This window comes from Tritonibacter sp. SIMBA_163 (genome assembly GCF_046535935.1).
Classification (GTDB): domain Bacteria; phylum Pseudomonadota; class Alphaproteobacteria; order Rhodobacterales; family Rhodobacteraceae; genus Epibacterium; species Epibacterium scottomollicae.
Genome location: NZ_JAWJBP010000004.1, coordinates 105,578 through 128,496 on the forward strand (window position 1 = coordinate 105,578; position 22,919 = coordinate 128,496).

General features: G+C 62.4%; 16 protein-coding genes. 9 read left to right on the forward strand and 7 right to left on the reverse strand.

The annotated features are described in order from the left end of the window. The first annotated feature begins 42 nt into the window (after positions 1 to 42). Positions 43 to 1,695 (forward strand): hypothetical protein, encoded by a 1,653-nt coding sequence (locus R0J92_RS09395; protein ID WP_411051485.1) that lies wholly within the window; start codon positions 43 to 45, stop codon positions 1,693 to 1,695. 128 nt (positions 1,696 to 1,823) lie between these two features. Here the strand turns inward: R0J92_RS09395 and gatB are convergent, their stop codons facing one another. Next, positions 1,824 to 3,332, reverse strand: coding sequence for an Asp-tRNA(Asn)/Glu-tRNA(Gln) amidotransferase subunit GatB (gene gatB, locus R0J92_RS09400; protein WP_411051486.1), 1,509 nt, complete (start codon positions 3,330 to 3,332; stop codon positions 1,824 to 1,826). Positions 3,333 to 3,489: 157 nt separating this feature from the next. Between gatB and R0J92_RS09405 the strand changes: the two genes are divergently transcribed. Then, the gene (locus R0J92_RS09405; protein WP_411051487.1) at positions 3,490 to 5,907 is read left to right on the forward strand and encodes a Tex family protein; all 2,418 of its coding nucleotides are present in this window, start codon (positions 3,490 to 3,492) and stop codon (positions 5,905 to 5,907) included. 79 nt (positions 5,908 to 5,986) lie between these two features. Here R0J92_RS09405 and R0J92_RS09410 read toward each other — a convergent pair whose 3' ends face one another. The 3 genes from R0J92_RS09410 to pepN form a co-directional block, all read right to left on the reverse strand. Next, on the reverse strand, positions 5,987 to 7,312 hold the full coding sequence (locus R0J92_RS09410; RefSeq protein ID WP_411051488.1) for a hypothetical protein: 1,326 nt from the start codon (positions 7,310 to 7,312) through the stop codon (positions 5,987 to 5,989). Positions 7,313 to 7,503: 191 nt separating this feature from the next. Then, positions 7,504 to 7,950, reverse strand: a complete 447-nt coding sequence (locus R0J92_RS09415; protein ID WP_411051489.1) for a hypothetical protein — start codon at positions 7,948 to 7,950, stop codon at positions 7,504 to 7,506. Continuing rightward, the gene (pepN, locus tag R0J92_RS09420; protein ID WP_411051490.1) at positions 7,943 to 10,507 is read right to left on the reverse strand and encodes an aminopeptidase N; all 2,565 of its coding nucleotides are present in this window, start codon (positions 10,505 to 10,507) and stop codon (positions 7,943 to 7,945) included. Before pepN ends, R0J92_RS09415 begins: the two co-directional genes overlap by 8 nt. 123 nt (positions 10,508 to 10,630) lie before the next feature. On the opposite strand from pepN, the gene R0J92_RS09425 reads away from it, so the two are divergent. The 4 genes from R0J92_RS09425 to R0J92_RS09440 all read left to right on the forward strand — a co-directional run bounded on the left by R0J92_RS09425 (position 10,631) and on the right by R0J92_RS09440 (position 14,642). Further along, on the forward strand, positions 10,631 to 10,849 hold the full coding sequence (locus tag R0J92_RS09425; RefSeq protein WP_411051491.1) for a hypothetical protein: 219 nt from the start codon (positions 10,631 to 10,633) through the stop codon (positions 10,847 to 10,849). 60 nt (positions 10,850 to 10,909) lie between these two features. After that, positions 10,910 to 11,110 carry a hypothetical protein gene (locus R0J92_RS09430; RefSeq protein ID WP_106163341.1) on the forward strand — a complete coding sequence of 67 codons (201 nt, stop codon included), beginning with the start codon at positions 10,910 to 10,912 and terminating at the stop codon, positions 11,108 to 11,110. Positions 11,111 to 11,376: 266 nt separating this feature from the next. Beyond that, positions 11,377 to 13,506: a malate synthase G gene (locus R0J92_RS09435; protein ID WP_411051492.1), complete on the forward strand. Its 2,130-nt coding sequence runs from the start codon at positions 11,377 to 11,379 to the stop codon at positions 13,504 to 13,506. A 356-nt stretch (positions 13,507 to 13,862) separates the two neighbouring features. Further along, entirely contained in the window at positions 13,863 to 14,642 is a 780-nt protein-coding gene (locus R0J92_RS09440; protein ID WP_411051595.1) for a gamma-glutamyl-gamma-aminobutyrate hydrolase family protein, read from the forward strand. 145 nt (positions 14,643 to 14,787) lie between these two features. Here the strand turns inward: R0J92_RS09440 and R0J92_RS09445 are convergent, their stop codons facing one another. Continuing rightward, positions 14,788 to 15,540: an SDR family NAD(P)-dependent oxidoreductase gene (locus R0J92_RS09445; protein WP_411051493.1), complete on the reverse strand. Its 753-nt coding sequence runs from the start codon at positions 15,538 to 15,540 to the stop codon at positions 14,788 to 14,790. A 381-nt stretch (positions 15,541 to 15,921) separates the two neighbouring features. Between R0J92_RS09445 and R0J92_RS09450 the strand changes: the two genes are divergently transcribed. The 3 genes from R0J92_RS09450 to R0J92_RS09460 all read left to right on the forward strand — a co-directional run bounded on the left by R0J92_RS09450 (position 15,922) and on the right by R0J92_RS09460 (position 20,594). Beyond that, the gene (locus tag R0J92_RS09450; protein ID WP_411051494.1) at positions 15,922 to 17,496 is read left to right on the forward strand and encodes a Re/Si-specific NAD(P)(+) transhydrogenase subunit alpha; all 1,575 of its coding nucleotides are present in this window, start codon (positions 15,922 to 15,924) and stop codon (positions 17,494 to 17,496) included. A 13-nt stretch (positions 17,497 to 17,509) separates the two neighbouring features. Next, positions 17,510 to 18,943 carry an NAD(P)(+) transhydrogenase (Re/Si-specific) subunit beta gene (locus tag R0J92_RS09455; RefSeq protein ID WP_411051495.1) on the forward strand — a complete coding sequence of 478 codons (1,434 nt, stop codon included), beginning with the start codon at positions 17,510 to 17,512 and terminating at the stop codon, positions 18,941 to 18,943. A gap of 370 nt (positions 18,944 to 19,313) precedes the next feature. Then, complete coding sequence (locus tag R0J92_RS09460; protein ID WP_106163346.1) at positions 19,314 to 20,594, forward strand: DUF3422 family protein; 1,281 nt, start codon at positions 19,314 to 19,316, stop codon at positions 20,592 to 20,594. Between the two features lie 169 nt (positions 20,595 to 20,763). On the opposite strand, the gene R0J92_RS09465 is transcribed toward R0J92_RS09460, so the two are convergent. Both R0J92_RS09465 and R0J92_RS09470 read right to left on the reverse strand, forming a co-directional pair. After that, on the reverse strand, positions 20,764 to 21,756 hold the full coding sequence (locus R0J92_RS09465) for an ABC transporter permease (RefSeq protein WP_106163347.1): 993 nt from the start codon (positions 21,754 to 21,756) through the stop codon (positions 20,764 to 20,766). Beyond that, the gene (locus tag R0J92_RS09470; RefSeq protein ID WP_106163348.1) at positions 21,749 to 22,756 is read right to left on the reverse strand and encodes an ABC transporter permease; all 1,008 of its coding nucleotides are present in this window, start codon (positions 22,754 to 22,756) and stop codon (positions 21,749 to 21,751) included. Before R0J92_RS09470 ends, R0J92_RS09465 begins: the two co-directional genes overlap by 8 nt. Between the last annotated feature and the right edge of the window lie 163 nt (positions 22,757 to 22,919).

The window sequence follows — 22,919 nt, forward strand, 5'->3', positions numbered from 1 at the left end:
GGGCAGGGTGGAGGGATTGGATGCGGACGGTTTGGGCAGGCAATGGTTCAGGTTGAAGCGGTTAGGGATCGCGAGAGTTTTGCGGCGTGGCTTGAGGCGCTGCCGGAGAACGAGCGGACAGAGACTGCAGCCATCATCGCTTCCCGCGCGGTGCTGCGGGTATTCCCCATTTGGGCGATGTTGCAGAGTAGCACCGATTTCTTGCCATTGGTGCGGACCCTCTTGGTCTCTGTGGTTGCGAGTGAATTTCAGATACCGGAAATCAAAGAAGCTGCACGGATCGCTAGAGATGCTTCTCGCGCTGCCGAAAGCGCCGTTAAAGTTAAGCTTCCCCCAAAAGGCTCGGACGTTGCAGCATATGCGACGGCCCGCAAGGCAGTTTCTGCCGCCGCTTTTGACGCTGCAGCCACAGCGTTCTCAAATGAGAGTGTAGTGCGTGCCGTTCGTGCAATGGACTTAACCGCCGACGCCGCAGATCTTGCCAACGCTTACTCCGCCTCTTGGATAGCGTTGAGGTCCGATCTTGAGGCGACTTTGGCACGTGAGAACATTCTGCACCATCCATTGTGGCCCGAAGGATCGGTACCTAAGCAACTACAAAAAGTTTGGTCTTTGGGTCGTGCTTCGATGCAGGATAACTTTGGCTACAGTTTCTGGATTAGCTGGTATGAGGCCATCCTTGCGGGCCGCCCCCTGACCAGCGATTGGCATAGCCATTGGCAGTTGATGCAGGACATCGCCCTGATTGCGCCCGAGGATTGGGACAAGGGGGCGGAGCATTTGGCGGGGGTGATTGAAAAGCTTGAGGAAAAGCACAGCTATCGTGTTTCAACTGAGACGCAGGGCGAGGCAACCACATTGCTGCGTGCTGCGCTGGGGCAATTCGGTTTCAACGACATCCGTCACTTGATGGAGCTGCTGCCCTTCGCAGAGGACCTGAAGCATCTCAAAGATCCCGACGCGGTTTCGGATTTCGTGGCTGGCATGGACCAACAAAGGCATGAAATCGAGACATTTATGCGCGCAGTTGACCGGGAGGGGCGGTCCCTTCAAGGAGCAGGCGGCATCCTGACCTATTTTGAAGAGGTGCTGACGGAGACCTCCAAGGCACGGCAGCTCAACCAACTCAATGTGGGCTGGATTATTGATTGTGGGGAAATTTTACAGGGCTACGCGCGGAGTTCGGAAACTGTAGCGGAGCTTGGCCCGCTGAGCATCCCGTTTCAGCGGACGGTGCAAAACCTGCTGGACCTGATCCACAGTCATTTCTCGGCCACTTTGCTGCGCTTTGGTGCTCTGCGTGATATTCGATCATCGGACGAGACACGGCTTGCGGATCTGATGGAAGATCTCCGGCGCGGATTGGCGCAGATCAAGGAGGACACAGCGGGTAATCGTGTTCCCATGGCGCCGGAAGCGATTGCTGTTTTTGAAAAACTGTTGGATGATCTCGACGGTATGATCCAGCGGGAGTTTATTGCGCGAAATTCCGCGATCAAGAGCCAGATTCGCAGAGATATCGACTACCGGATGGCGCAGGTTGCGGTGTCTCTTCGACTGTATTGGGAGCAATCTGCGGCCCCGCGTATGGCTGTCGGACAGGTGATATCGGGCGTTGCGAAAAAGAAACTTAAAGACGGGATCGAAGGTCTGGTGCAATGGGCGCTTGATTGGTTGAGTTCGCCCGGACGATAGGCCGGGCAGCCCCCGCCCGCCCCCCAGGCGGGGGCTTTGCCCCCACCTCGGGCGAGCGCTGCCCTATGCTCTAGAGCGCAAAAGGGCGACCCATGGGCCGCCCTCGTTTAACTTGGAACGTCTAAGCCTCAGCCCAGTTTCTTGGCAACCAGCTCGTTCACCGCCTTGGGGTTGGCCTTGCCACCGGTGGCTTTCATCACCTGACCGACGAACCAGCCTGCGAGTTTCGGGTTCTGTTTCGCCTTCTCCACCTGTGCGGGGTTGGCGGCGATGATCTCGTCCAGGGCGGACTCGATGGCGCCGGTATCCGTCACCTGCTTCATGCCGCGCTCTTCGACGATCTGCGCCGGGTCGCCGCCTTCGGTATAGACGATCTCGAACAGATCCTTGGCGATCTTGCCGGATATGGCGTCCGAGGCGATGAGGTCGATCACACCACCGAGTTGCGCCGGGGAGACCGGGCTGTCGGTGATGTCCTTGTCATCCTTCTTCAGGCGACCGAAGAGTTCGTTGATAACCCAGTTTGCAGAGAGCTTGCCGCTGCGTCCCTCGGCCACGGCGTCGAAATAATTGGCGCTCTCCAGGTCTGCGGTCAGCACCGAGGCATCGTAGTCAGTGAGGCCGAAGTCCTTGATGAAACGCGCTTTCTTTTCGTCCGGCAGCTCGGGCAGGTTGGCTTTGATACCGTCCACCCAATCCTGTTCGATCTCCAGCGGCAGCAGGTCGGGGTCGGGGAAGTAGCGGTAGTCATGCGCCTCTTCCTTGGAGCGCATGGAACGCGTTTCGCCCTTGTCGGGATCGTAGAGGCGGGTTTCCTGATCCACAGTGCCGCCACCTTCGACGATGGCGATTTGCCGGCGGGCCTCGACCTCGATCGCCTGCTGGATGAAGCGCATGGAGTTCATGTTCTTGATCTCGCAGCGGGTGCCGAGATGGGAGAAATCCTGCGTTTCCTGATATTTCTCATACTGACCGGCGCGGCAGATGGAGACGTTCACATCGGCGCGCAGGTTGCCGTTCTGCATGTTGCCGTCGCAGGTGCCCAAGTAGCGCAGGATCTGGCGCAGCTTGACGATATAGGCGGCGGCCTCTTCCGGGCCACGAATGTCGGGGCGCGAGACGATCTCCATCAGGCAGACGCCGGTACGGTTCAGGTCCACAAAGGACATCGACGGGTCCATGTCGTGGATCGACTTGCCCGCGTCCTGTTCCATGTGGATGCGTTCAATCCGCACCATGCGCGCGGTGCCGTCGCCCAGTTCCACCAGCACTTCGCCTTCACCCACGATAGGATGATAGAGCTGCGAGATCTGATAGCCCTGCGGCAGATCGGGGTAGAAGTAGTTCTTGCGGTCAAAGGCGGACCAGAGGTTGATCTCGGCCTTCAGGCCCAACCCGGTGCGCACGGCCTGTTCGACGCAGTAGTCGTTGATGACGGGCAGCATGCCGGGCATGGCCGCATCCACAAAGGCGACGTTGGAGTTCGGCTCGGCGCCAAACTGGGTGGAGGCACCGGAAAACAGCTTCGCATTGGAGCTGACCTGGGCATGCACCTCCATGCCGATGACCAGTTCCCAGTCATGCTTGGCGCCCGCGATCACCTTGGGCTTGGGGAGTTCATATGTCAGGTCGAGCATGTGCAGCCCTTTTTTGATTGATCCATCTGTTCCCTCGCGTTCTAGGCGGGCGCGGGCAGAGGGGCAAGGGGGCAATGGCCCAAACCGTCGTCCACTGTGGCCTGCGAGGGGCCGCCGGTGGTGCAATGCCCTCTTGGCGGGCGTCGCGCGCGTCGGTATGACGGATGTCCCGGCGCGTCGTCGTGCCGCGAGAATTCTGACAGGAGGCCGTTCCTTGGACACCACGCCCGAGACCCATGTGCGCATTGCCCAGACGATTGCAGGCGAGATCAACGCCAGCGCCAAACAAGTCAGCGCCGCGGTGGCGCTGCTGGACGAAGGGGCGACCGTGCCCTTCGTTGCGCGCTACCGCAAGGAAGCCACGGGCGGGTTGGATGACACCCAGCTGCGGACGCTGAATGAACGACTGGACTATCTGCGCGAGATGGAAAAGCGCCGCGCGGCGATCCTCGAGTCGATCCGGTCGCAGGACAAGCTGAGTGATGATCTGGCGCGCGCCATCACCAAGGCGGAGACCAAGGCGCAGTTGGAAGACATCTATCTGCCCTATAAGCCCAAGCGTCGTACCAAGGCGATGATCGCGCGGGAAAACGGGCTGGAGCCGCTGTTGGAGGCCATTCTTGCGGATCGCAACGCCGATCCCGAAGCGCTCGCGGCGGGCTACCTGTCAGAGGCGGTGCCGGGCATCAAGGACGCGCTGAACGGTGCGCGTGACATCCTGACCGAGCGCTTGACGGAAAACGCCGATCTGCTGGGCCGCCTGCGTGGGTATATGCAAAGCGAGGCGGTGCTGACCGCCAAGCTGGTCGAGGGCCAAGAGCAGGCGGGGGCGAAATTCTCCGACTATTTCGATCATTCCGAGGCTTGGAAAAACGTGCCCTCGCACCGGGCGCTGGCAATGCTGCGGGGATCGAATGAAGGCGTGCTGACGCTGGATATCGCTCCGCCGGGCGAAGAGGGCGTGACCCGCGCCGAGGAAATGGTCGCCGCCGTCCTGGATGTGCGCGGCAGTGCACCGGGTGACAAATGGCTGCGCAAGGTGGCGGGCTGGTGCTGGCGGGTGAAGCTGTCGCTGTCGATGATGCTGGAGCTGATGGGCGATCTGCGGGGCCGCGCACAGGACGAGGCGATCCAGGTTTTTGCCCGTAACCTCAAGGATCTGCTGTTTGCCGCGCCGGCCGGTGCGCGACCGACTCTCGGGCTGGACCCGGGCATTCGCACCGGCGTCAAGGCGGCGGTGGTTGACGCCACCGGCAAGGTGGTGGCCACCGAGACCCTGTACCCGTTTCAGCCGAAGAACGATCTGCGCGGGGCGCAGGTCTCCATCCTGAAGCTGATTGCGGAACATGGCGTCGAGCTGATCGCCATCGGCAATGGCACCGCCAGCCGCGAGACCGAGCGCATGGTGGCGGAGGTCATCAAGAACCTGCCCGCAAAGGTGAAGACCCCGACGAAGGTGGTGGTCTCCGAAGCGGGGGCCTCGGTCTATTCGGCCTCCGAGCTGGCGGCGCGGGAGTTCCCGGATCTGGACGTCAGCTTGCGCGGGGCGGTGTCGATCGCCCGCCGCCTGCAGGATCCGCTGGCGGAACTGGTCAAGATCGAACCCAAGAGCATCGGCGTGGGGCAATACCAGCACGATGTGGACCAGCACAAACTCTCCAAATCGCTGGAGGCAGTCATCGAGGATGTGGTGAACGCGGTGGGCGTCGACCTCAACATGGCCTCGGCGCCGCTCTTGGCGCATGTCTCGGGCCTCGGCCCCGGTCTGGCTGAAGCCATTGTGGCCCATCGCGACATCAACGGGGCCTTTGCCACCCGTAAGGAGCTGCTGAAAGTCGCCCGCCTCGGTCCGAAGGCGTTTGAGCAATGCGCCGGGTTCCTGCGTATCCAGAGCGGCAAGGAGCCGCTGGACGCCTCCGCAGTGCACCCCGAAAGCTATGACGTGGCGCGCAAGATCGTCGCCGCCTGCGGGCGTGACATCCGCCAGATCATGGGCGATGACAGCGCCCTCAAGGGCGTGCGGGCAGAAGAGTTCGTCGCCGGGGATGTCGGGCTGCCGACGGTGCGCGATATCTTTGCCGAGCTGGAAAAACCGGGCCGCGACCCGCGTCCGAGTTTCGTGACAGCAAGCTTCACGGATGGGGTCGAGCAGATCACCGACCTCAAACCCGGCATGGTGCTGGAAGGCACGGTGACCAATGTCGCGGCCTTCGGGGCCTTTGTCGACGTCGGCGTGCATCAGGACGGGTTGGTGCATGTCAGCCAGCTGGCGGATAAATTCGTCAAGGATCCGCATGAGGTGGTCAAGACCGGTCAGGTGGTGAAGGTCACCGTGGTCGAGGTGGATGTGCCCAGAAAGCGCATTGGCCTGACCATGAAGAAGGACGGCGGTGCCTCGGCACGGGATGAGCGCAACGCCCGTGGCCCGGCCAAAGGCGACAGCAAGGGCAGCCCCAGGGGGCGCGGTGCGCAGGCGCCACGGGGCAAGATGTCCGCGGCACCAAAGGGCAGCAAGCCGGGCAATGACACCGGGGCGCTGGGCGCGGCCCTGATGGATGCGTTCAAGAAGAAATGAAACGACAGAGGGGGCCCGGCGCCCCCTCTTTTACATTCTGCTGAAAATCCCGGAGCTGAGGGGGCAAGGCCTCGGCCTTTTAGCCCGCCATCACCTCTGGTCCATCGGGGGTGAACACCACCCGGTGGCCAGCCTCGATCTCGTCCCGGAACAGATCGGCAATGGCGCGCAGGGCATCCTTGCGGCCCCGCTCGGCAAATTGCCGGACCGAGCGCACCTGGGCATCATTGTCGAACCCCGCCGCCGCATGAGCCCAGATCATCGGATGCAGCTCGCGCAGGTGATTGCGGATCAGCCAATGGGCGGCCTCGGCGATCTCGGCACGCACCTGTGCGGCTGCTGGCGGGGTGTCCTGTCCGGGTTTCAGCGCAATGCTGCAATAGGCCGACAGCAGGTTGATGCGCTCCTGACTGGGGGCGCGGGCCACGATATCGGCCACGCCGTCCAGAAAGAAGGCCACATCCACCCCGAGACAGGCCGCGTCGGAGCGGGCCAGCGCGTCGAAATAGACCCACGTGTAACCGGCCGCCCCCCAATGGTCCTGCACCTGGGCCGCGACACGGCGGGCCTCCAGCTCCAGCGCCGAAAGGCCGCTTGGGCCCTGTTCGGCCAGATGGGTGCCCAAGGCGCGCAGGTGGCGCGGATTGAGCGGATCGAGACGAATCAGACCGATATAATCATCAGCGATCTGGCTCAGGTCGGAGCCGGTGTCAGCGCAATAGAGCGCGCAGCGCGCGGCGGCCACGAAGGGGCGCGCGGCATCTGGTACTTGCGACAGGAGCGCGCTGGCGCGGCTCTGATGAGCCTCGGCGCGGCTGGTCAACGAGGCCCGTGCCCGGTGGTGCGGCTTGCGGGCGAGGGTGCGGCGGCAGGCCCAGGCAATGTCCAGATGCGTCAGCGCCACCATCGTCGACAACAGCGGCGCGCGGGCCTGCTCCAGCCGGACTCGTTCCAGCGACATGATACCATCCAGCGTGACCCGTTCTGTCAGGGCCAGACCTTCGTTCAGCGCGTGCTCAACAGCATTCACCACATCGGCGCGGGCGCCATAGGCGATGAGGTCCGCCATGGGCGCTCCGCCGGGGGTCGCCTCGCGCGCGGCATCGGCGGCGGCGATGCGCTGTTCCAGCGCCTCCCAGCGCTCCTGTCGGGCGAAGAACCGGCCTTCGGCGATGGCGGCATCGGCGGCCTCGTCCTCGGCATTGGTGGCAAGCACCGGGATCGACAGCACGTCCTCCAGGCTGAGGGGGGCGGCATGATCCGGCGCAGCATCGCCCTTGCGGGACAGCGGCATGGAGCGCGGCAGGGATAGCCCGCCGGACGACCGCAGCGGCGGTACGTGGTTGGAGATCAGGCGCAGCGCCTTCTTCAAGCCGTCTTTTGCCGGAAGAGCAGAGAGTGGCATCAGGTGGTCCCGGAGTTGTTCAGCAGTCTTTGGTCTGTCTCCGAGTGTCGGCAAGGTTTGGGGCGCAATCATGGCAATGAAAGGGTGTTCGGCGGATGAATTTCGACAGGTCGCCGAGGAATGGCGGCAAAAGCGCGGCATTCTGCCGAATGCGAGCGAGAACTGCGCGAAATTCGGCTGATTGATGCAGCTCAGAGAACAGTAAAATGCTGTCTTTTAACGACGATAGACCGTTTGGCCAGCGCTTCTTCCAGCGCCTGCGCCTTTGGCGTGACTTCGGCCGGAATGCGGTGATGGGTGCCGATCTTGGTATGCACGGTGGCCCGGATGGAGAAATCCCAGCGGGTGACCAGCATCACATGGTCGATCTCGTGCAGCGCAATGTCGGCGGTGCTGCGCGCGGCTTGCCAGCGCAGGTGGTCATCCGTCAGTTCCAGCCAGGCGGCAGGGTTGCGCCACAGCTCCCACAGGGCGGGCAGCACCGGCAGGGCCAGCAGTACCACGATCCAACCGCGCGCCTGAAATACCGCCCAGAGTGCGATGAGCGCACAGAGCCAGGCGGCCAGCACGAGCAGGGCGGCGACAGAGCGCGCGTCCCGTGTGAAACGGAACGCGCCGGGGGCGCCGGGATCAGGCATCGAGGATGCGGCTCACCATCTCATTGGTGTCGCGGCTGAGGCCCGAAGTCGATTTGATGCGCTCCAGCTCGGCCAGCATCAAGGCTTGCCGGGCGTCATCATAGCGCTTCCAGGTCTGGAAGGCGGTGCACATGCGCGCGGTGGTCTGCGGGTTCAGCGCATCCAGTGCGATCAACTGATCGGCCAGCAGGCGATAGCCGCTGCCATCCGCCTGATGGAAGCCTGCGTGGTTCATCGACAGCGCCCCCATCACCGCGCGGAACCGGTTGGGGTTCTTGATGGTAAACAGCCGGTGCTTGGTCAGTTCCGCCGCCACAGTGGGCGCGCGTTCGGGACGGGCCGTGGCGACCTGCAGGGCAAACCACTTGTCCATCACCAGCCGGTCGTCTTGCCATTGTTCGAAGAAGGCGCGGCTTTGGCTCTCGCCCTTCTCGGCCTTCAACAGGCAGGCCAGCGCGGTGTTCTGCACCGTCATGTTGTCGGCCTCTTCGTATTGCCGCGCCGCCGCTTCGCCGCCGTCGATGCGGGTCAAGAGGCCGAGCAGGCGACCGTTGAGGGCGCGCGAACCGGCGCCGGTGGCATCGGGCTGATAGGGGCCGTCGACCAATGTGGCGGCAAACAGGCGCGGCAGGCTGTCGGAGAGGCTTTGCGCCAGGGTCTGGGCGAAGGTTTCTGCCGCGTCGTGGATCGCATCCGGGTCCGGGGTGACGCCCTGATCCGCCAGCGCCTGGGTAATCTCGCTCTCGCTGGGCGGGGATAGCACGAGGGCGCGGAAGGCCGGATCAAGCGTGTCGTCGCGGACCAGCGTTTTCAGCGCTTCCAGATAGGCTGCATCCGGGCTGGCGCCGTCCTTTACCATGGCGATGCGCGAGGCCTTGGCCAGTTCGCGCCCCGCTTCCCAGCGGGTGAAGGGGTCGGTGTCATGGGCCAGCAAGAAGGCACGTTCCTGCGCCGAGGTTTCGCGGTCAAGGATCACCGGCGCGGAGAAGTCACGCAAGATCGACGGCACCGGCTGGGCGTCGAGCCCCTCAAAGGAGAAACTCTGCTCCGCCTGCGTCATCTCCAGCACCGTGGTCGGGACCAGCTCCGCGCCCTCGGCGCTCAGCAGGCCAACGGCGATGGGGATCACCTTGGGATCCTTGTGGTCCTGACCCGGCGTCGGCGGGGTGCTCTGGCGGAAGGTCAGCGTGTAGGTGCCATCGGCGAATGTCTCCGAGACGTGGAGGCGCGGGGTGCCGGCCTGGCTGTACCAGTTTTTGAACTGCTGCAGATCGTGGCCGGTGCTGTCCTCGAAGACCTTGATCCAGTCCTCGATGGTGCAGGCCTGACCGTCGTGACGGTCGAAGTAGAGATCCACCGCGGTGTAGTAGGCCGCATCGCCAACCAGTCGTTTCAGCATGCCGATCACCTCGGCGCCCTTCTCGTAGACGGTGGCGGTGTAGAAGTTGTTGATCTCCTGAAAGGACTCGGGCCGCACCGGGTGGGCGAGGGGGCCGTTGTCCTCGGGGAACTGACGGGCGCGCAGGTCGATGGTATCCTCGATCCGCTTCACCGGGGCGGAGCGCATGTCGGCGGTGAACTGCGCGTCGCGATAAACCGTCAGACCCTCTTTGAGGCAGAGCTGGAACCAGTCGCGGCAGGTGATCCGGTTGCCGGTCCAGTTGTGAAAATACTCATGGGCGATAATCGCCTCAATTCTCTCAAAATTGGAATCAGTTGAGGTCTCAGGGCTGGCGAGGACGCAGGAAGAGTTGAAAATGTTCAAGCCCTTGTTCTCCATCGCGCCCATGTTGAAGTCATCTACGGCGACGATATTGAACACGTCGAGGTCATATTCGCGGCCATAGACTTCCTCATCCCAGGTCATCGACTTCTTCAGCGCGTCCATGCCGAAATCGCATTTGTGCTCATCGCCCGGACGCACCCAGATGTTGAGCATAACCTCCTTGCCCGACCGGGTGGTGAAGCGGTCGGGGTGGTTGACCAGATCGCCCGCCACCAGTGCAAAAAGATAGGCCGGTTTGGGCCAGGGATCGTGCCATTCGGCAAAACCGCCACCAGTATCCACCGGGTTGCCGTTCGACAGCATCACCTTTTCGTCGCCCTCGATGCGCACGCTGAAGGTGGACATCACGTCGGGGCGGTCGGGGTAGTAGGTGATCTTGCGAAATCCCTCGGCCTCGCATTGGGTGCAATACATGCCGTTGGACATATAGAGCCCTTCGAGCGCGGTATTGGCCTGTGGGTTGATCTCCACCTCGGCTTCCCAGACGAAGGGCTGGTCCGGCACATCGCAGGTGAGGCCGCTGGCAGTAAGCTCGGGCGTGACCTCGGCGCCGTCGATGCGGGCGGAGATCAGCGACAGCTGCTCGCCATGCAGAAAGAATGTTCGATCCGCGGCATCTGGTTTCGGGGTGAAATGGATCTTTGACAGCACCCGCGTGGTGTCCGGAGCGAGGCGAAAGATCAGCTCAACGCTGTCCACGTCAAAACCGAATGGCGTGTAATCTTTCAGGTAAAAGGTCTCGGGCTGCGTGGCTGGAGCGGCATCGTTCATAAAAGCATCCTTCGAGAAATTTTGGAACCTGCGCGGCGGACGCGCGTTTGTCTACCAAGACCTATGCAAGAGAGGGCAGGCGGGCAAGCGCCCTTCGTGCTCTCGCTATGAAAGGAGAAGCTCATGGCTGAAGCTGATACACCAATGACCACCCAGCGTGAGGTCCGTGAACGCAAGCGCGGGCTATATTGGCTGATCGCGGCACTTGTTCTGCTCGTGCTCTGCTTTGCCGTCTTTGGCCTGGCTTATGACTTCGGTGAGGAGGGTGCCGCGACGCTGGGCGATGATAGCAGCGCTGTTGTTTCCGGAGAGGCCGAAGCCGTCGGTGTCGACGGGGAATAGTGCCCGGCCGAGAGGCGCTCCCGCCAAGAAATACCCTAAACGCATATACCCGGAGGTCACATGTCCGCACCTGACACCAACATCGAAAAAGAAGAGAAGCGCCACAAACCCAGCCTGATTGCCATTCGCGTCTCCATCGTCGTTGTATTGGTGATGCTTGGGGTTTTCCTGCTGTCCGTCGCCAACAACGCGTCTGATGAGGAGGTGGCCACCGATGAGGTTCCGTCGCTGACGGATGAGCAGGTGGGTGTGAGCGACTAAGGTGGAGCGCGAATATGTAGAACACGCGGTTCAGGTGCAGCCCGTCATCGACAAGGGCAGGCTGGACGTGTGCGTTCGTTGAAAGATGCAGCGGCCCTCGTCGGTGCATCGCGCTCTCGTCCCTCGGTGGTTGCTGGAAATTTTGAGCACTTTCTTGGAAAACAAGAAGATGAGTTTGCATTTCCAGTTTGCCGGTTTTGTTGCCGATGCGAAACTTTTCCCGTATCACACGGCATGCAATCGTGTACCGCCAAGAGGGGTGAACTATGAGCCGGATCGAACGGAATGGACTTCAGGTGGCCTCCACACTGGCGGCCTTTGTTGAAGAAAGCGCCCTTCCGGGCACAGGGATCAGCGCCGACGCGTTCTGGGACGGGTTGTCCGGTCTGGTGAACGGAATGGGCGATGAGAACCGCGCACTTCTGGCCAAACGTGAGTCCATTCAGGGTCAGATCGACGCCTGGCATCTTGAGCGGCGCGGTCAGCCCCATGACGCGGCGGCCTACAAGAGTTTTCTCGAAGAGATCGGCTATCTGGTACCTGAGGGCGCGGATTTTGAGGTGGACACCACCGATGTCGATCCCGAGATCGCGCATATTCCCGGCCCTCAACTGGTGGTGCCGATCACCAATGCGCGCTTTGCGCTGAACGCGGCGAATGCCCGTTGGGGCAGCCTGTACGATGCGCTCTATGGCACTGATGCCATGGGCGATCTGCCGACCGGCAAAGGCTATGACGCCGCGCGCGGTGCACGGGTGATTGCCTGGGGGCGCAGCTTCCTGGATGAGATTTTCCCGCTGGCCGAGGGATCGTGGAGTGACGTGGCCGCGCTGGCGGTCAAAGACGGACAGTTGGTGCCTGCACTGCTGGACGCTGCAAAATTCGCCGGCTTTGCCGGCGACGCGGCTGCCCCCTCACGCGTTTTCCTGAAAAACAATGGTTTGCACCTGATCCTTGAAGTGGACCGCTCCGGCAATATCGGCGCTGTGGACACTGCTGGGATCAATGACATCACGCTTGAGTCGGCGCTGTCCACGATCATGGACTGCGAAGATTCCGTGGCCTGTGTTGATGCCGAAGACAAGGTGACGGCCTATGCCAACTGGCTTGGCCTGATGAGACGTGACCTGGCCGAAGAGGTCTCCAAGGGCGGCAAGAGCTTTACCCGCGTGCTGAACGGCGATGTGGACTACACAACTCCCGCAGGCGAGGCGGCGTCCCTGAAGGGGCGCTCGCTCCTGCTGGTCCGCAACGTGGGCCACCTGATGACCAACCCGGCGGTGCTGGACAGCGAGGGCCGCGAGGCGGGCGAGGGGTTCCTTGACGCCATGATCACCGTGCTGATCGCAATGCACGACCTGAAAGCAGAGGGCGGCAACTCGCTGCATGGCTCTGTCTATGTGGTGAAGCCGAAGATGCACGGGCCGGAGGAAGTCGCCTTTGCGGTGAAGATCTTTGATCATGTCGAGGACGCGCTGGGCCTGCCGCGCAACACCGTCAAGATCGGCATCATGGACGAGGAGCGCCGCACCTCGGTGAACCTCAAGGAATGTATCCGCGCCGCAAAATCGCGTGTTGCCTTTATCAACACCGGGTTCCTTGACCGCACGGGGGATGAGATTCACACCTCGATGGAGGCCGGCCCGATGCTCATGAAGGGCGAGATGAAGGGCACCGCCTGGATCGCCTCCTACGAGGATCGCAATGTCGATATCGGGCTGGCCTGTGGTCTCAAGGGGCGCGCGCAGATCGGCAAGGGCATGTGGGCCATGCCGGATCGTATGGGCGAGATGCTGGAGGCGAAAGTCGGCCATCCGCAGTCCGGTGCGACCTGCGCCTGGGTGCCATCGCCCACCGCCGCGACCCTGCACGCAACCCACTACCACCGTGTCGATGTGCATGCCCGTCAGGACGCGCTGAAGGCGGCGGGCGCCCGTGGGACGCTGGCTGATCTGCTGACTATTCCAGTTATGGACGGCCAGAACCTGTCAGATATCGAGATCGCGCGCGAAATCGAGAACAATGCGCAAGGCATCCTTGGCTATGTCGTGCGCTGGGTCGATCAGGGCGTTGGTTGCTCCAAGGTGCCGGACATCAACGACGTGGGCCTGATGGAAGACCGCGCCACCTGCCGGATCTCCAGCCAGGCGCTGGCAAACTGGCTGCACCATGGCGTTGTGTCCGAGGAACAGGTGATGGCTGCGATGCAGAAAATGGCCGCCGTGGTTGACGGGCAGAACGCGTCTGATCCGACCTACCACGCGATGGCGCCGGGATTCGACGGTGTCGCGTTTCAGGCCGCCTGTGATCTGGTGTTCAAAGGTCGTGTTCAGCCCTCAGGCTATACCGAACCAGTGCTGCATGCGCGGCGTCTGGAGTTGAAAGCACAAGGCTGAATCGCCTGCTTGATTGATTTTGAATGTCCGGTTGAGCCGTATGGCTGACCTGAACAGAAAGCCGGGGGCGCACCCCGGCTTTTCTTTTGGGGACGCGCGCGCCGCTCTCTCGGTGCTATCTGTCGTTACGTATCTTTCACGCAGAAGTGTGCCGACTGAGGGTGTCCGATTTATCAACGATTTGCGTACACCATGCGCACAGCGCGCGCAGAATACGTCAGCGAAGACGCAGATGCGGTCATGTGCGTCAGTGAACAGAGCTTTGCGCCATTGGCGGACTTGCGCCAAAATCGAAAGGCGCTTTAGGGTGATGGGCAGCGTCTGATTTCATGAACAAACCTGAACTGGAGACCTCTATCGTGCGCCCCAAAGTCGGCATTATCGGCAATTCCTACCTGATGAATGATCAATATCCGACCCATGCGGGAGGGACGATGAACTCGGATGCGGTGGCCAATGTTTCTGGCTGTCTGCCGCTGCTGATCCCGACCGATCCGCGCTACGTGAGCGTTGAGGAGCTCCTGGAGAGTTTTGACGGTTTCCTGCTCACCGGTGGGCGCCCCAACGTGCACCCGGAGGAATACGGCGAGGATCCGACGGAGGCGCATGGGGATTTCGACCGGGCGCGGGATGCGATTACGCTGCCGCTGGTGCGAGCCTGCGTGGAGCGCGGGCAGCCGTTTCTAGGGATCTGTCGCGGCTTTCAGGAGGTGAATGTTGCGCTTGGCGGGACGCTCTATCCGGAAATTCGCGATTTGCCGGGGCGGTCCAACCACCGGATGCCTCCCGATGGCACGATCGAAGAGAAATTCGCACTGCGCCATCCGGTGACGTTGACCGAGGGCGGCCTGTTCCACCAGCTGTTCGGTGCGACCGAAGTGATGACCAATACGCTGCATGGGCAGGGCATCAAGACGGCTGGCGCGCGTATCGTCATCGACGGTCAGGCGCAGGACGGCACGCCGGAGGCGATTTACGTCAAGGACGCGCCGGGGTTCACGCTCGCGGTGCAATGGCACCCGGAGTATCGCGCTGGCGAAGACCCGGTGTCGAGGCCGCTGTTCGAGGCCTTTGGCACCGCAGCGCGATCCTGGTTGGCGGGGGTGAGACCGGCCCCCCTGCAGCTCTCGGCCTGAAGCTGCCGGGGGTGGCAGCGAGGCTCTGCCTCGCGCTCCGAGATATTTATGAAAAGATGAAAACAGGGCGGTGCGCTCTGGATCTGGCCCGGGATTATCTTCAGGATCAGGGGGTGAGGCCCAATCTCCGATGCGCTGGCGCCACTTAGATCTGCCCGCCGGCGATTTCGATGGCCTGGCCGCTGACCGACTCCGACCCTGGTCCACAGAGCCATAGGGCGGCGGCGGCGATCTCCTCCGGGGCGATCAGTCGGTTGTGGCGGTTCGACTTCACCATCATCTGCAGCGCCGCGTCGGGGTCTATCCCGGCACGGTCGGCGATGGAGGCGGTATTGCGCGCCACGATCGGGGTGTCCACATATCCCGGGCAGAGGGCGTTGAAGGTGAACGGTGTGCCAAGGTAATCCTCGCTCAGCGACCGGGTCAGACCGATCAGCCCGTGTTTGCTGGCGGCGTAGCAGGGCGCGCCCTTCAGCCCCCGGACCCCGGCGATGGAGGAAATGGTGAGCACACGTCCCCAATCCGTCTGGTGCATCGATTTCATGCATTCGCGAATGGTTAGAAAGGCGCCGTCCAGATTGGTGGCCATCATGTCGCGCCAGAACTGCAGGCTCATTTTGTGCAGCGCCTTGCCTTCGGCCACGCCGGCATTGGCGACGCAGATCTGAATCGGCCCGCGCGCCGCAACCGCAGCGGCCACCCGGGTGCGCACATCCTCTTCGTCGCGTACATCCATCGTCATTGCGTGCAGCCCTGCGGTGGCGACCTCCTCGAGCACCTGTTGGCGCCGTCCCGTGATGGTGACCTGCGCGCCTTCGGCGGCGAGCGCCCGCGCAATGGCAAGACCGATCCCGGTGCCGCCGCCGGTGACAAGCGCGTGTTTTCCAGAAATGCTCATGACGAATTCCTCCCTTGATGACTGAGCCTATCCCGAGCCTGCGCAAGGGCAAGCACGCCGTCCCGTCATAATGTTGTGCCGGATTGGACAATCTGGCAGTTTGCAGGGTGAAATTGGCGCGAACAGAGGTTGAATTGTCGCAATGGGCGAGAATTCTGAGGAGGATGCTTTTCATTCTCGCGCACATCTGTTGCTTTGAGCGCGAGCGTCCGGTGTCCAGTGACTGGTAGGTTCCATGCAAGACGCGGAACTGCCTGATATCCCATGGACTTGCCGCGACGCAGCGAAAAGCTTGCGCAATAATATTGCGCCGTGTATGTAGGGTATTTGCGAAACGTGCGCAACCGGTCGAGGTGATCGGTGCAGACAGGGGGAAGACTGGTGAAAATAGGCACACCAAAAGAGATAGCTGAGGGCGAGGCACGCGTTGCAATGACGCCTGCGTCGGCTCTGGATCTTCAGAAACTGGGGTTTGAGTGCTGTATCGAGGCCGGGGCCGGACAGGCGGCGGGCTTTACCGATGCAGCCTATTCCGAGGCTGGCGTTGAGGTGGTCAAGACCGCCGCCGCGCTGTGGAAAACAGCCGACATCATCGCCAAGGTGCGGCAGCCAAACGAGACCGAGCTGAAGCGATTGACCAAGGCAAAAACGCTGATCTCCTTCTTCAACCCGGGCGGCAATGAGGACGGGCTTGAGCTGGCCAAATCCAAGGGCGCCACGGTGATCGCCATGGAAATGGTGCCGCGGATCTCCCGCGCGCAGAAGATGGACGCGTTGAGTTCGATGGCCAATATCGCCGGCTATCGCGCGGTGATCGAGGCAGGCAACAACTTTGATCGCTTCTTCACTGGCCAGATTACCGCGGCGGGCAAGGTGCCCCCGGCCAAGGTGCTGGTGGTGGGCGCGGGCGTGGCGGGGCTGGCTGCCATCGGCACGTCCACCAGCCTCGGCGCTGTGACCTATGCCTTTGACGTGCGCCCCGAAGTGGCGGAGCAGGTCGAGTCCATGGGCGCGGAATTTGTCTACCTCGATTTCGAGGAAGAACAGCAGGATGGCGCCGCCACCGGCGGCTACGCCGCTGTGTCGAGCCCGGAGTTCCGCGAGGCCCAGCTGGCGAAGTTCCGTGAGCTGGCACCTGAGGTCGATATCGTCATCACCACCGCGCTGATCCCCAACCGCGAGGCGCCCAAGCTGTGGCTGGCCGATATGGTCGCCGCGATGAAGCGTGGTTCGGTCATTGTGGACCTTGCGGCAGAGCGCGGCGGCAATGTCGAGGGCACCGTTCGGGATGAGAAGATCATCACCGACAATGGTGTGACCATCGTCGGCTACACCGATTTCCCCAGCCGGATGGCGAGCCAGTCCTCCAGCCTCTATGCCACCAACATCCGCCACATGATGACCGACCTGACGCCTGAAAAGGACGGCCAGGTGGTGCATGACATGGAGGATGACGTGATCCGTGGCTCCACCGTGACCCACGCGGGCGAGATCACCTTCCCGCCGCCGCCGCCAAAGGTGCAGGCGATCGCGGCGCAGAAGAAACCTGAGCCGCCCAAAGAGCTGACAGCAGAGGAAAAACGCGCTCAGGAAGTCGCCGCCTTCAAACAGCAGACCAAGAACCAGGTCACGTTGCTGGCGGTGGGCGCAGCCCTGCTCCTCGGCGTTGGTCTGGTGGCGCCTGCGAGCTTCATGCAGCACTTCATCGTCTTTGTGCTGGCGGTTTTTGTCGGCTTCCAGGTGATCTGGAACGTCTCGCACTCCCTGCACACGCCTTTGATGGCTGTCACAAATGCGATCTCCTCGATCATCATCCTGGGCGCGCTGATGCAGATCGGCTCTGGCTCCTGGCTGGTGATTTTCCTTGCGGCGCTCAGCGTCTTTATGGCCGGAATTAACATCTTCGGCGGCTTCCTCGTGACACGGCGCATGCTCGCCATGTTCCAGAAATCCTGAAGGAGGAGAGATCATGGACTATGGATTCACGACGGCGGCCTATGTGGTCGCGGCGGTTCTCTTTATCCTCAGCCTCGGCGGTCTGTCGGGACAGGAAAGCGCCAAGCGCGCGGTCTGGTACGGCATTGCCGGCATGGGGCTGGCGGTCTTTGCAACCCTGATCGGGCCGGGCTCCGGCCTTTGGTTCCTGTCGTTGGTGCTGATCGGTGCCGGCGGTGTGATCGGCTATTTGCTGGCCTCGAAGGTCGAGATGACCCAGATGCCGGAGCTGGTGGCAGGCATGCATGCGCTGGTCGGTCTGGCCGCTGTTCTCGTGGGCTTCAACGCCCATATCGAACTGGGCCGGGTGCTGGCGATGGACGAAGGCACGCGCAAGACGCTGGAAGGCTTTGCCGCGCTGCTGGCCAAGAAGGACAGCGTCGAGATCAACATCCTGCGGGTCGAGGTCTTCCTCGGCGTGTTCATCGGCGCGGTGACCTTCACCGGCTCGGTGATCGCCTATGGCAAGCTGTCGGGCAAGGTGTCGTCGAAGGCGGAGAAGCTGCCGGGCGGCCATATGCTGAACCTCGGCGCAGCGGTGCTGTCGCTCCTGTGCCTGTTCTGGTATCTCGGCTCCGGTGGTTTTGTGCCGCTGGCCCTGATGACGCTGGCCGCACTGTTCATCGGCTATCACCTGATCATGGGCATCGGCGGCGCCGACATGCCGGTGGTGGTTTCCATGCTGAACAGCTACTCCGGCTGGGCGGCGGCGGCGATCGGCTTCTCCTTGGGCAATGACCTCCTGATCGTGGTCGGCGCACTGGTGGGCTCGTCCGGCGCGATCCTCAGCTACATCATGTGCAAGGCGATGAACCGGTCGTTCGTGTCGGTGATCCTGGGCGGCTTTGGCGGCACCACGGGCCCTGCAATGGAGGTCGAGGGCGAGCAGGTGGCCATCGACGCCGACGGCGTTGCCACGGCGCTGGACGAGGCCGACAGCATCGTGATCATCCCCGGCTACGGCATGGCGGTGGCGCAGGCGCAGCAGAATGTGGCGGAACTCACCCGTCGTCTGCGCGCCAAGGGCAAAAACGTGCGCTTTGCGATCCACCCGGTGGCGGGCCGTCTGCCGGGGCATATGAACGTGCTCTTGGCCGAGGCCAAAGTTCCTTACGACATCGTGCTGGAGATGGACGAGATCAACGACGACTTCCCGGAGACGGATGTGGCCATCGTGATCGGTTCCAACGACATCGTGAACCCTGCCGCACAAGAAGACCCCAACTCGCCCATCGCCGGCATGCCGGTGCTGGAGTGCTGGAAGGCGAAACAGGTGTTTGTCTCCAAACGCGGCCAGGGCACCGGATATTCCGGCATCGAGAACCCGCTGTTCTTCAAGGACAACACCCGCATGTTCTACGGTGACGCAAAACAGTCGCTCAGCACGCTGCTCAACCTGATCAGCTGATCGCGACAAGCTACAAGAGAACAGAGGGCGCCCCGTTTGGAGCGCCCTTTTTGCTTTCATCTTTTCCATAAATATCTCGGGGGAGGCCCGCCCAGGGCCGGGGGCAGCGCCCCCAGGTTCCTTCGCAGAAGAGACCGCACCCATCACAACACGCGCCAGAGCATTCATGCGGATCTTCGAAAGGCGGGGCCGCTTGATGGCCGTCTGGCTGCCGCAATCCACGATCTCGATGCCGTAAACGATGTGTTCGCGGCGAAAACGTGCTGGTCTGTATACCGTTGCATCCCGCTAACACATTGATTGGGAAGTAAAACTTTACAACACATGCCCGCTTTGGCTAGGATCTGGCAATTCATGCCGGAAGGGTGCCATGGCCGCGATAGAAGATCATCCCCTGCGCTATCAGCTTGTCAACGAGCTGCACGCGCGACCGTTTCCCACCATTGGGGTGCCCGCCACCGTGGCCTATCTGGCGGTGAAACAGCCCAAGGAGGCAGTGCATCGGGACCGGATGGCGGACCTGCAGCACCTGAAGGATCTGCTGGATCGCCATGGCGCGCCGCATCCGCAGCCGGGCGCCACACACCACACCGCGCAGCTGGGCCGCCACACCTTGAAGTGGGAGCAGCACACCGAATTTGTCTCCTACACGCTGCATGGCGATGGGGTCAGCGACCGCGTCTTTGATCCGCAGGATTTTGAGCTGTTCCCCCCGGACTGGCTGGCGCAGGCGCCGGGACAGCGCGTGACCTCGGCGCTGATCCGCATCGTGCCGCGACCGGCGCAGGAGCAGATCAAGGACAAGGTGCGCAGCTGGTTTGTGCCCGAAAGCCTCGCCATGGCCTCGGTTCTGGATGACAATGCGATGGTGGCGGGCGATTTCCGCATCGACCCGGCCGGGCATGTGCGCTTTGCGCTTTTTGTCAACGAGGACACCGGCCCGCAGCGGGTGGGGCGGGTGGTGCAGCGGCTTTGTGAGATCGAGACCTATCGCGCCATGTCCATGCTCGGGTTTTCGCGGGCGCGGGGCCTGACGCCGACGATCAGCGCCATGGATGCCTCCCTGTCCGAGATGATGGGTGAGATGACCCGCGGTCATGTGCCGGCGGAGCAGACGCTGACACAGCTCCTGACGATCTCGGCAGAGCTGGAGGCAATGGCGGCGCAATCGGCGTTCCGATTTGGGGCCACCGGCGCCTATGAGGCGCTGGTGAACCAGCGTATCGCCCTGTTGCGGGAAGAGCGGTTCGAGGGCTTCCAGACCATGGCGGAGTTCATGCTGCGCCGGTTCGAACCTGCGATGCGCACGGTGCAATCCACCGAGAAACGGCTGGCGGTGCTGGCGGACAGGGCGCGGCGCGCAGGGGAGCTGCTGCGGACACGGGTGGATGTGGAACGCTCGGCACAGAACCAGGAATTGTTGGAGAGCATGGACCGGCGGGCGGACCTGCAGCTGCGGCTGCAACACACGGTCGAGGGGCTCTCGGTGGTGGCGATCAGCTATTACGCGGTGTCGCTGGCCGCCTATGCGCTCTATCCGCTGGGCAAGGCGCTGGACCTCAGCAAGGGGATGCTGACGGCGATCATTACGCCTGTGGTGATCGGGGCGGTGTTCCTGGCGGTGCGGCGCATTCGCAAGAGCCTGCATTGATCGGCGGGGGCGTGGAGAACCAATAGAACAGCCTTGTTCGGCCGAGAGGCCGGACAGCGCCCGACCCTCCCCCCGTGAGGGCGCTTTGCATCCACCCAGGCTCGGGCGCTGCCCTCTTAAATCAAAAAGGCCGCCTCATCGGGCGGCCTTTTCTACTTGAGTTGCTGCCTCAGCGGCCCCGGATGCGTGGATCCAGCGCATCGCGCAGGCCGTCGCCGAGGTAGTTCACCGACAGCACCGTCAGTGAGATCAGGATACCGGGCCAGAGCACGCGCTCCGGGAACAGGGTCATCCGGTCCACGGCGTCATTCAGCAGGCGGCCCCAGGTCGGGAAGTCCGGCGGGAAGCCAAAGCCGAGGAACGACAGCGCCGACTCGGTGATGATCGCGGTGGCAATCCCGAGGGTGGCCGACACCATGATGGGCGACAGCACGTTGGGCAGGATGTGGCGCGAGATGATGTTGCTTGGCTTGGTGCCGATGGAGCGTGCCGCGAGCACGAACTCGCGTTCCTTGATCGCCAGCACATCACCACGCACGATCCGCGCGGTCGGCATCCAGGAGGTGATTCCGATCAGGCAGACGATAAGCACGAAGATGCCGCCTTCTGGCCCGATGGACTGCGACAGCGACTCGCGGAACAGCACCGCCGCCACCAGGATCATCGGCAGGAGGGGCAGGGCCAGGAACAGGTCGGTCAACCGCATCAGGAGACCGTCGAGCTTTTTGAAGTAGCCCGCAATCACACCGATGAAGCTGCCGAGGATCAGTGCCAAGATCATCGCGGCCATACCGACCGCAAGGGATACCCGACCCCCGAACATCAGCCGCGCCAGCGTGTCACGACCAAGGTTGTCCGTGCCCAAAGGATAGGCCCAGTCCATCTTGGCCGAGGGATCCCACAGCACGTGATAGATCGGGCGCATGTCGCGCAGGGTGATGAAATCCCGGCCCGTGGGCACGAATTTGGCATCGTTCCAGTAGACGAACGGGCCGACAACGACGCCAAGCACGATGCCGAGGAACAGGCAGCCGCCAAACAGTGCGCCACGGTGGGATTTGAACTGGTCCCAGATGTCGCGCCATTGGCTACGTGGTGGTTTGGACAGCTCGTCCTGCACGCTGGAATGCTGCAGGCTCTGGTCTTTTGCAGCGTCAGTCATAGCGGATCCTCGGGTCGAGAATGCCATAGAGCACATCGGCGATCAGGTTGAACAGCACGATGAGCACGGCAAAGATGAAGGTCAGGGTTTGCACCATGGGCAGGTCGTTGGCCTGAATGGCGCCGATCAGGAGCTGGCCGATGCCGTTCACCTTGAACACCTGTTCGGTGATGATGGCGCCGCCAAAGATCGACGGGACCCCCAGCGCGATCACGGTGACCACAGGGATCATCGAATTGCGCAGAACATGCACCATGACCACGACATATTCGCCCAGACCCTTGGCCCGCGCGGTGCGCACATAGTCCTGGTTGAGGTTGTCGAGCATCGAGGCGCGCATGAAGCGGCTGAGCTGTGCGGTGATCTGCAGCGCCAGCACCATCACCGGCATTACCATCTGCTGCAGCTGCTTCACGAAGGTCTCCCAGCTGGTGACCTCCAGCGTGGTGTCATAGATCGACGGGAACCAGCCCAGCTGGACCGAGAAGATCACGATCACCAGCACGCCGGAAAAGAACGGCGGCACGGAGAAGCCGACCATCGACACGAAGGTGCCGAGCTGGTCGAACCAGCTGTACTGGCGATAGGCCGAATAGATGCCGATCGGCAGCGCGATCAGGATCGCGACGATATAGGCGGTGCCAACGACCATCAGGGTCTGCGGCAGGCGCTGCACCACGATGTCCATCACCGGGGAACGGGTCTGCCAGGAGATCACGCGCAGATCGCCGGCGGAAAAGGAAGTGCCGAAGATATGGTCGATCAGAACCTGGGGTTCGATCCAGAAGAACTGCACGATCCATTTCCAGAACCGGATATGGACGGGCTCGCCAAGGCCGAGGGCCAGGCGCATCTTCTCTTTCACTTCGGGGGGGACGGTCAGGGGAACCTGCGCCATGGGGTCGCCGGGGGCGAGCTCCAGCAGCAGGAAGATCACGAGACTGATGAACAGCAGGGTTGGTACTGCTATGATCAGCCGTCGGATGGTAAAAGTCAGCATCAGCCAGGCGCCTTTGCAAATGGGTTGTCGACAGGTCCGCGTTTGCCTTGCCCTTGCGGGGTGGGGATCGCGTGATGCCGGGCCTCTTAAGTCATGTCCGGCGTGACGACAATGCCGGGCGTCTCAGGAGAACGGGAACGCGAATACCAGCGGGCCCCGGCAT

Bases quoted from the DNA above. Each gene is read 5' to 3' on its own strand.
- R0J92_RS09465 (WP_106163347.1), bottom strand. From the start codon at position 21,756: ATGACTGACGCTGCAAAAGACCAGAGCCTGCAGCATTCCAGCGTGCAG.
- gatB (WP_411051486.1), bottom strand. From the start codon at position 3,332: ATGCTCGACCTGACATATGAACTCCCCAAGCCCAAGGTGATCGCGGGC.
- R0J92_RS09430 (WP_106163341.1), top strand. From the start codon at position 10,910: ATGTCCGCACCTGACACCAACATCGAAAAAGAAGAGAAGCGCCACAAA.
- R0J92_RS09445 (WP_411051493.1), bottom strand. From the start codon at position 15,540: ATGAGCATTTCTGGAAAACACGCGCTTGTCACCGGCGGCGGCACCGGG.
- pepN (WP_411051490.1), bottom strand. From the start codon at position 10,507: ATGAACGATGCCGCTCCAGCCACGCAGCCCGAGACCTTTTACCTGAAA.
- R0J92_RS09460 (WP_106163346.1), top strand. From the start codon at position 19,314: ATGGCCGCGATAGAAGATCATCCCCTGCGCTATCAGCTTGTCAACGAG.
- R0J92_RS09415 (WP_411051489.1), bottom strand. From the start codon at position 7,950: ATGCCTGATCCCGGCGCCCCCGGCGCGTTCCGTTTCACACGGGACGCG.
- R0J92_RS09425 (WP_411051491.1), top strand. From the start codon at position 10,631: ATGGCTGAAGCTGATACACCAATGACCACCCAGCGTGAGGTCCGTGAA.
- R0J92_RS09405 (WP_411051487.1), top strand. From the start codon at position 3,490: ATGACGGATGTCCCGGCGCGTCGTCGTGCCGCGAGAATTCTGACAGGA.
- R0J92_RS09410 (WP_411051488.1), bottom strand. From the start codon at position 7,312: ATGCCACTCTCTGCTCTTCCGGCAAAAGACGGCTTGAAGAAGGCGCTG.
- R0J92_RS09435 (WP_411051492.1), top strand. From the start codon at position 11,377: ATGAGCCGGATCGAACGGAATGGACTTCAGGTGGCCTCCACACTGGCG.
- R0J92_RS09455 (WP_411051495.1), top strand. From the start codon at position 17,510: ATGGACTATGGATTCACGACGGCGGCCTATGTGGTCGCGGCGGTTCTC.
- R0J92_RS09470 (WP_106163348.1), bottom strand. From the start codon at position 22,756: ATGCTGACTTTTACCATCCGACGGCTGATCATAGCAGTACCAACCCTG.
- R0J92_RS09395 (WP_411051485.1), top strand. From the start codon at position 43: ATGGTTCAGGTTGAAGCGGTTAGGGATCGCGAGAGTTTTGCGGCGTGG.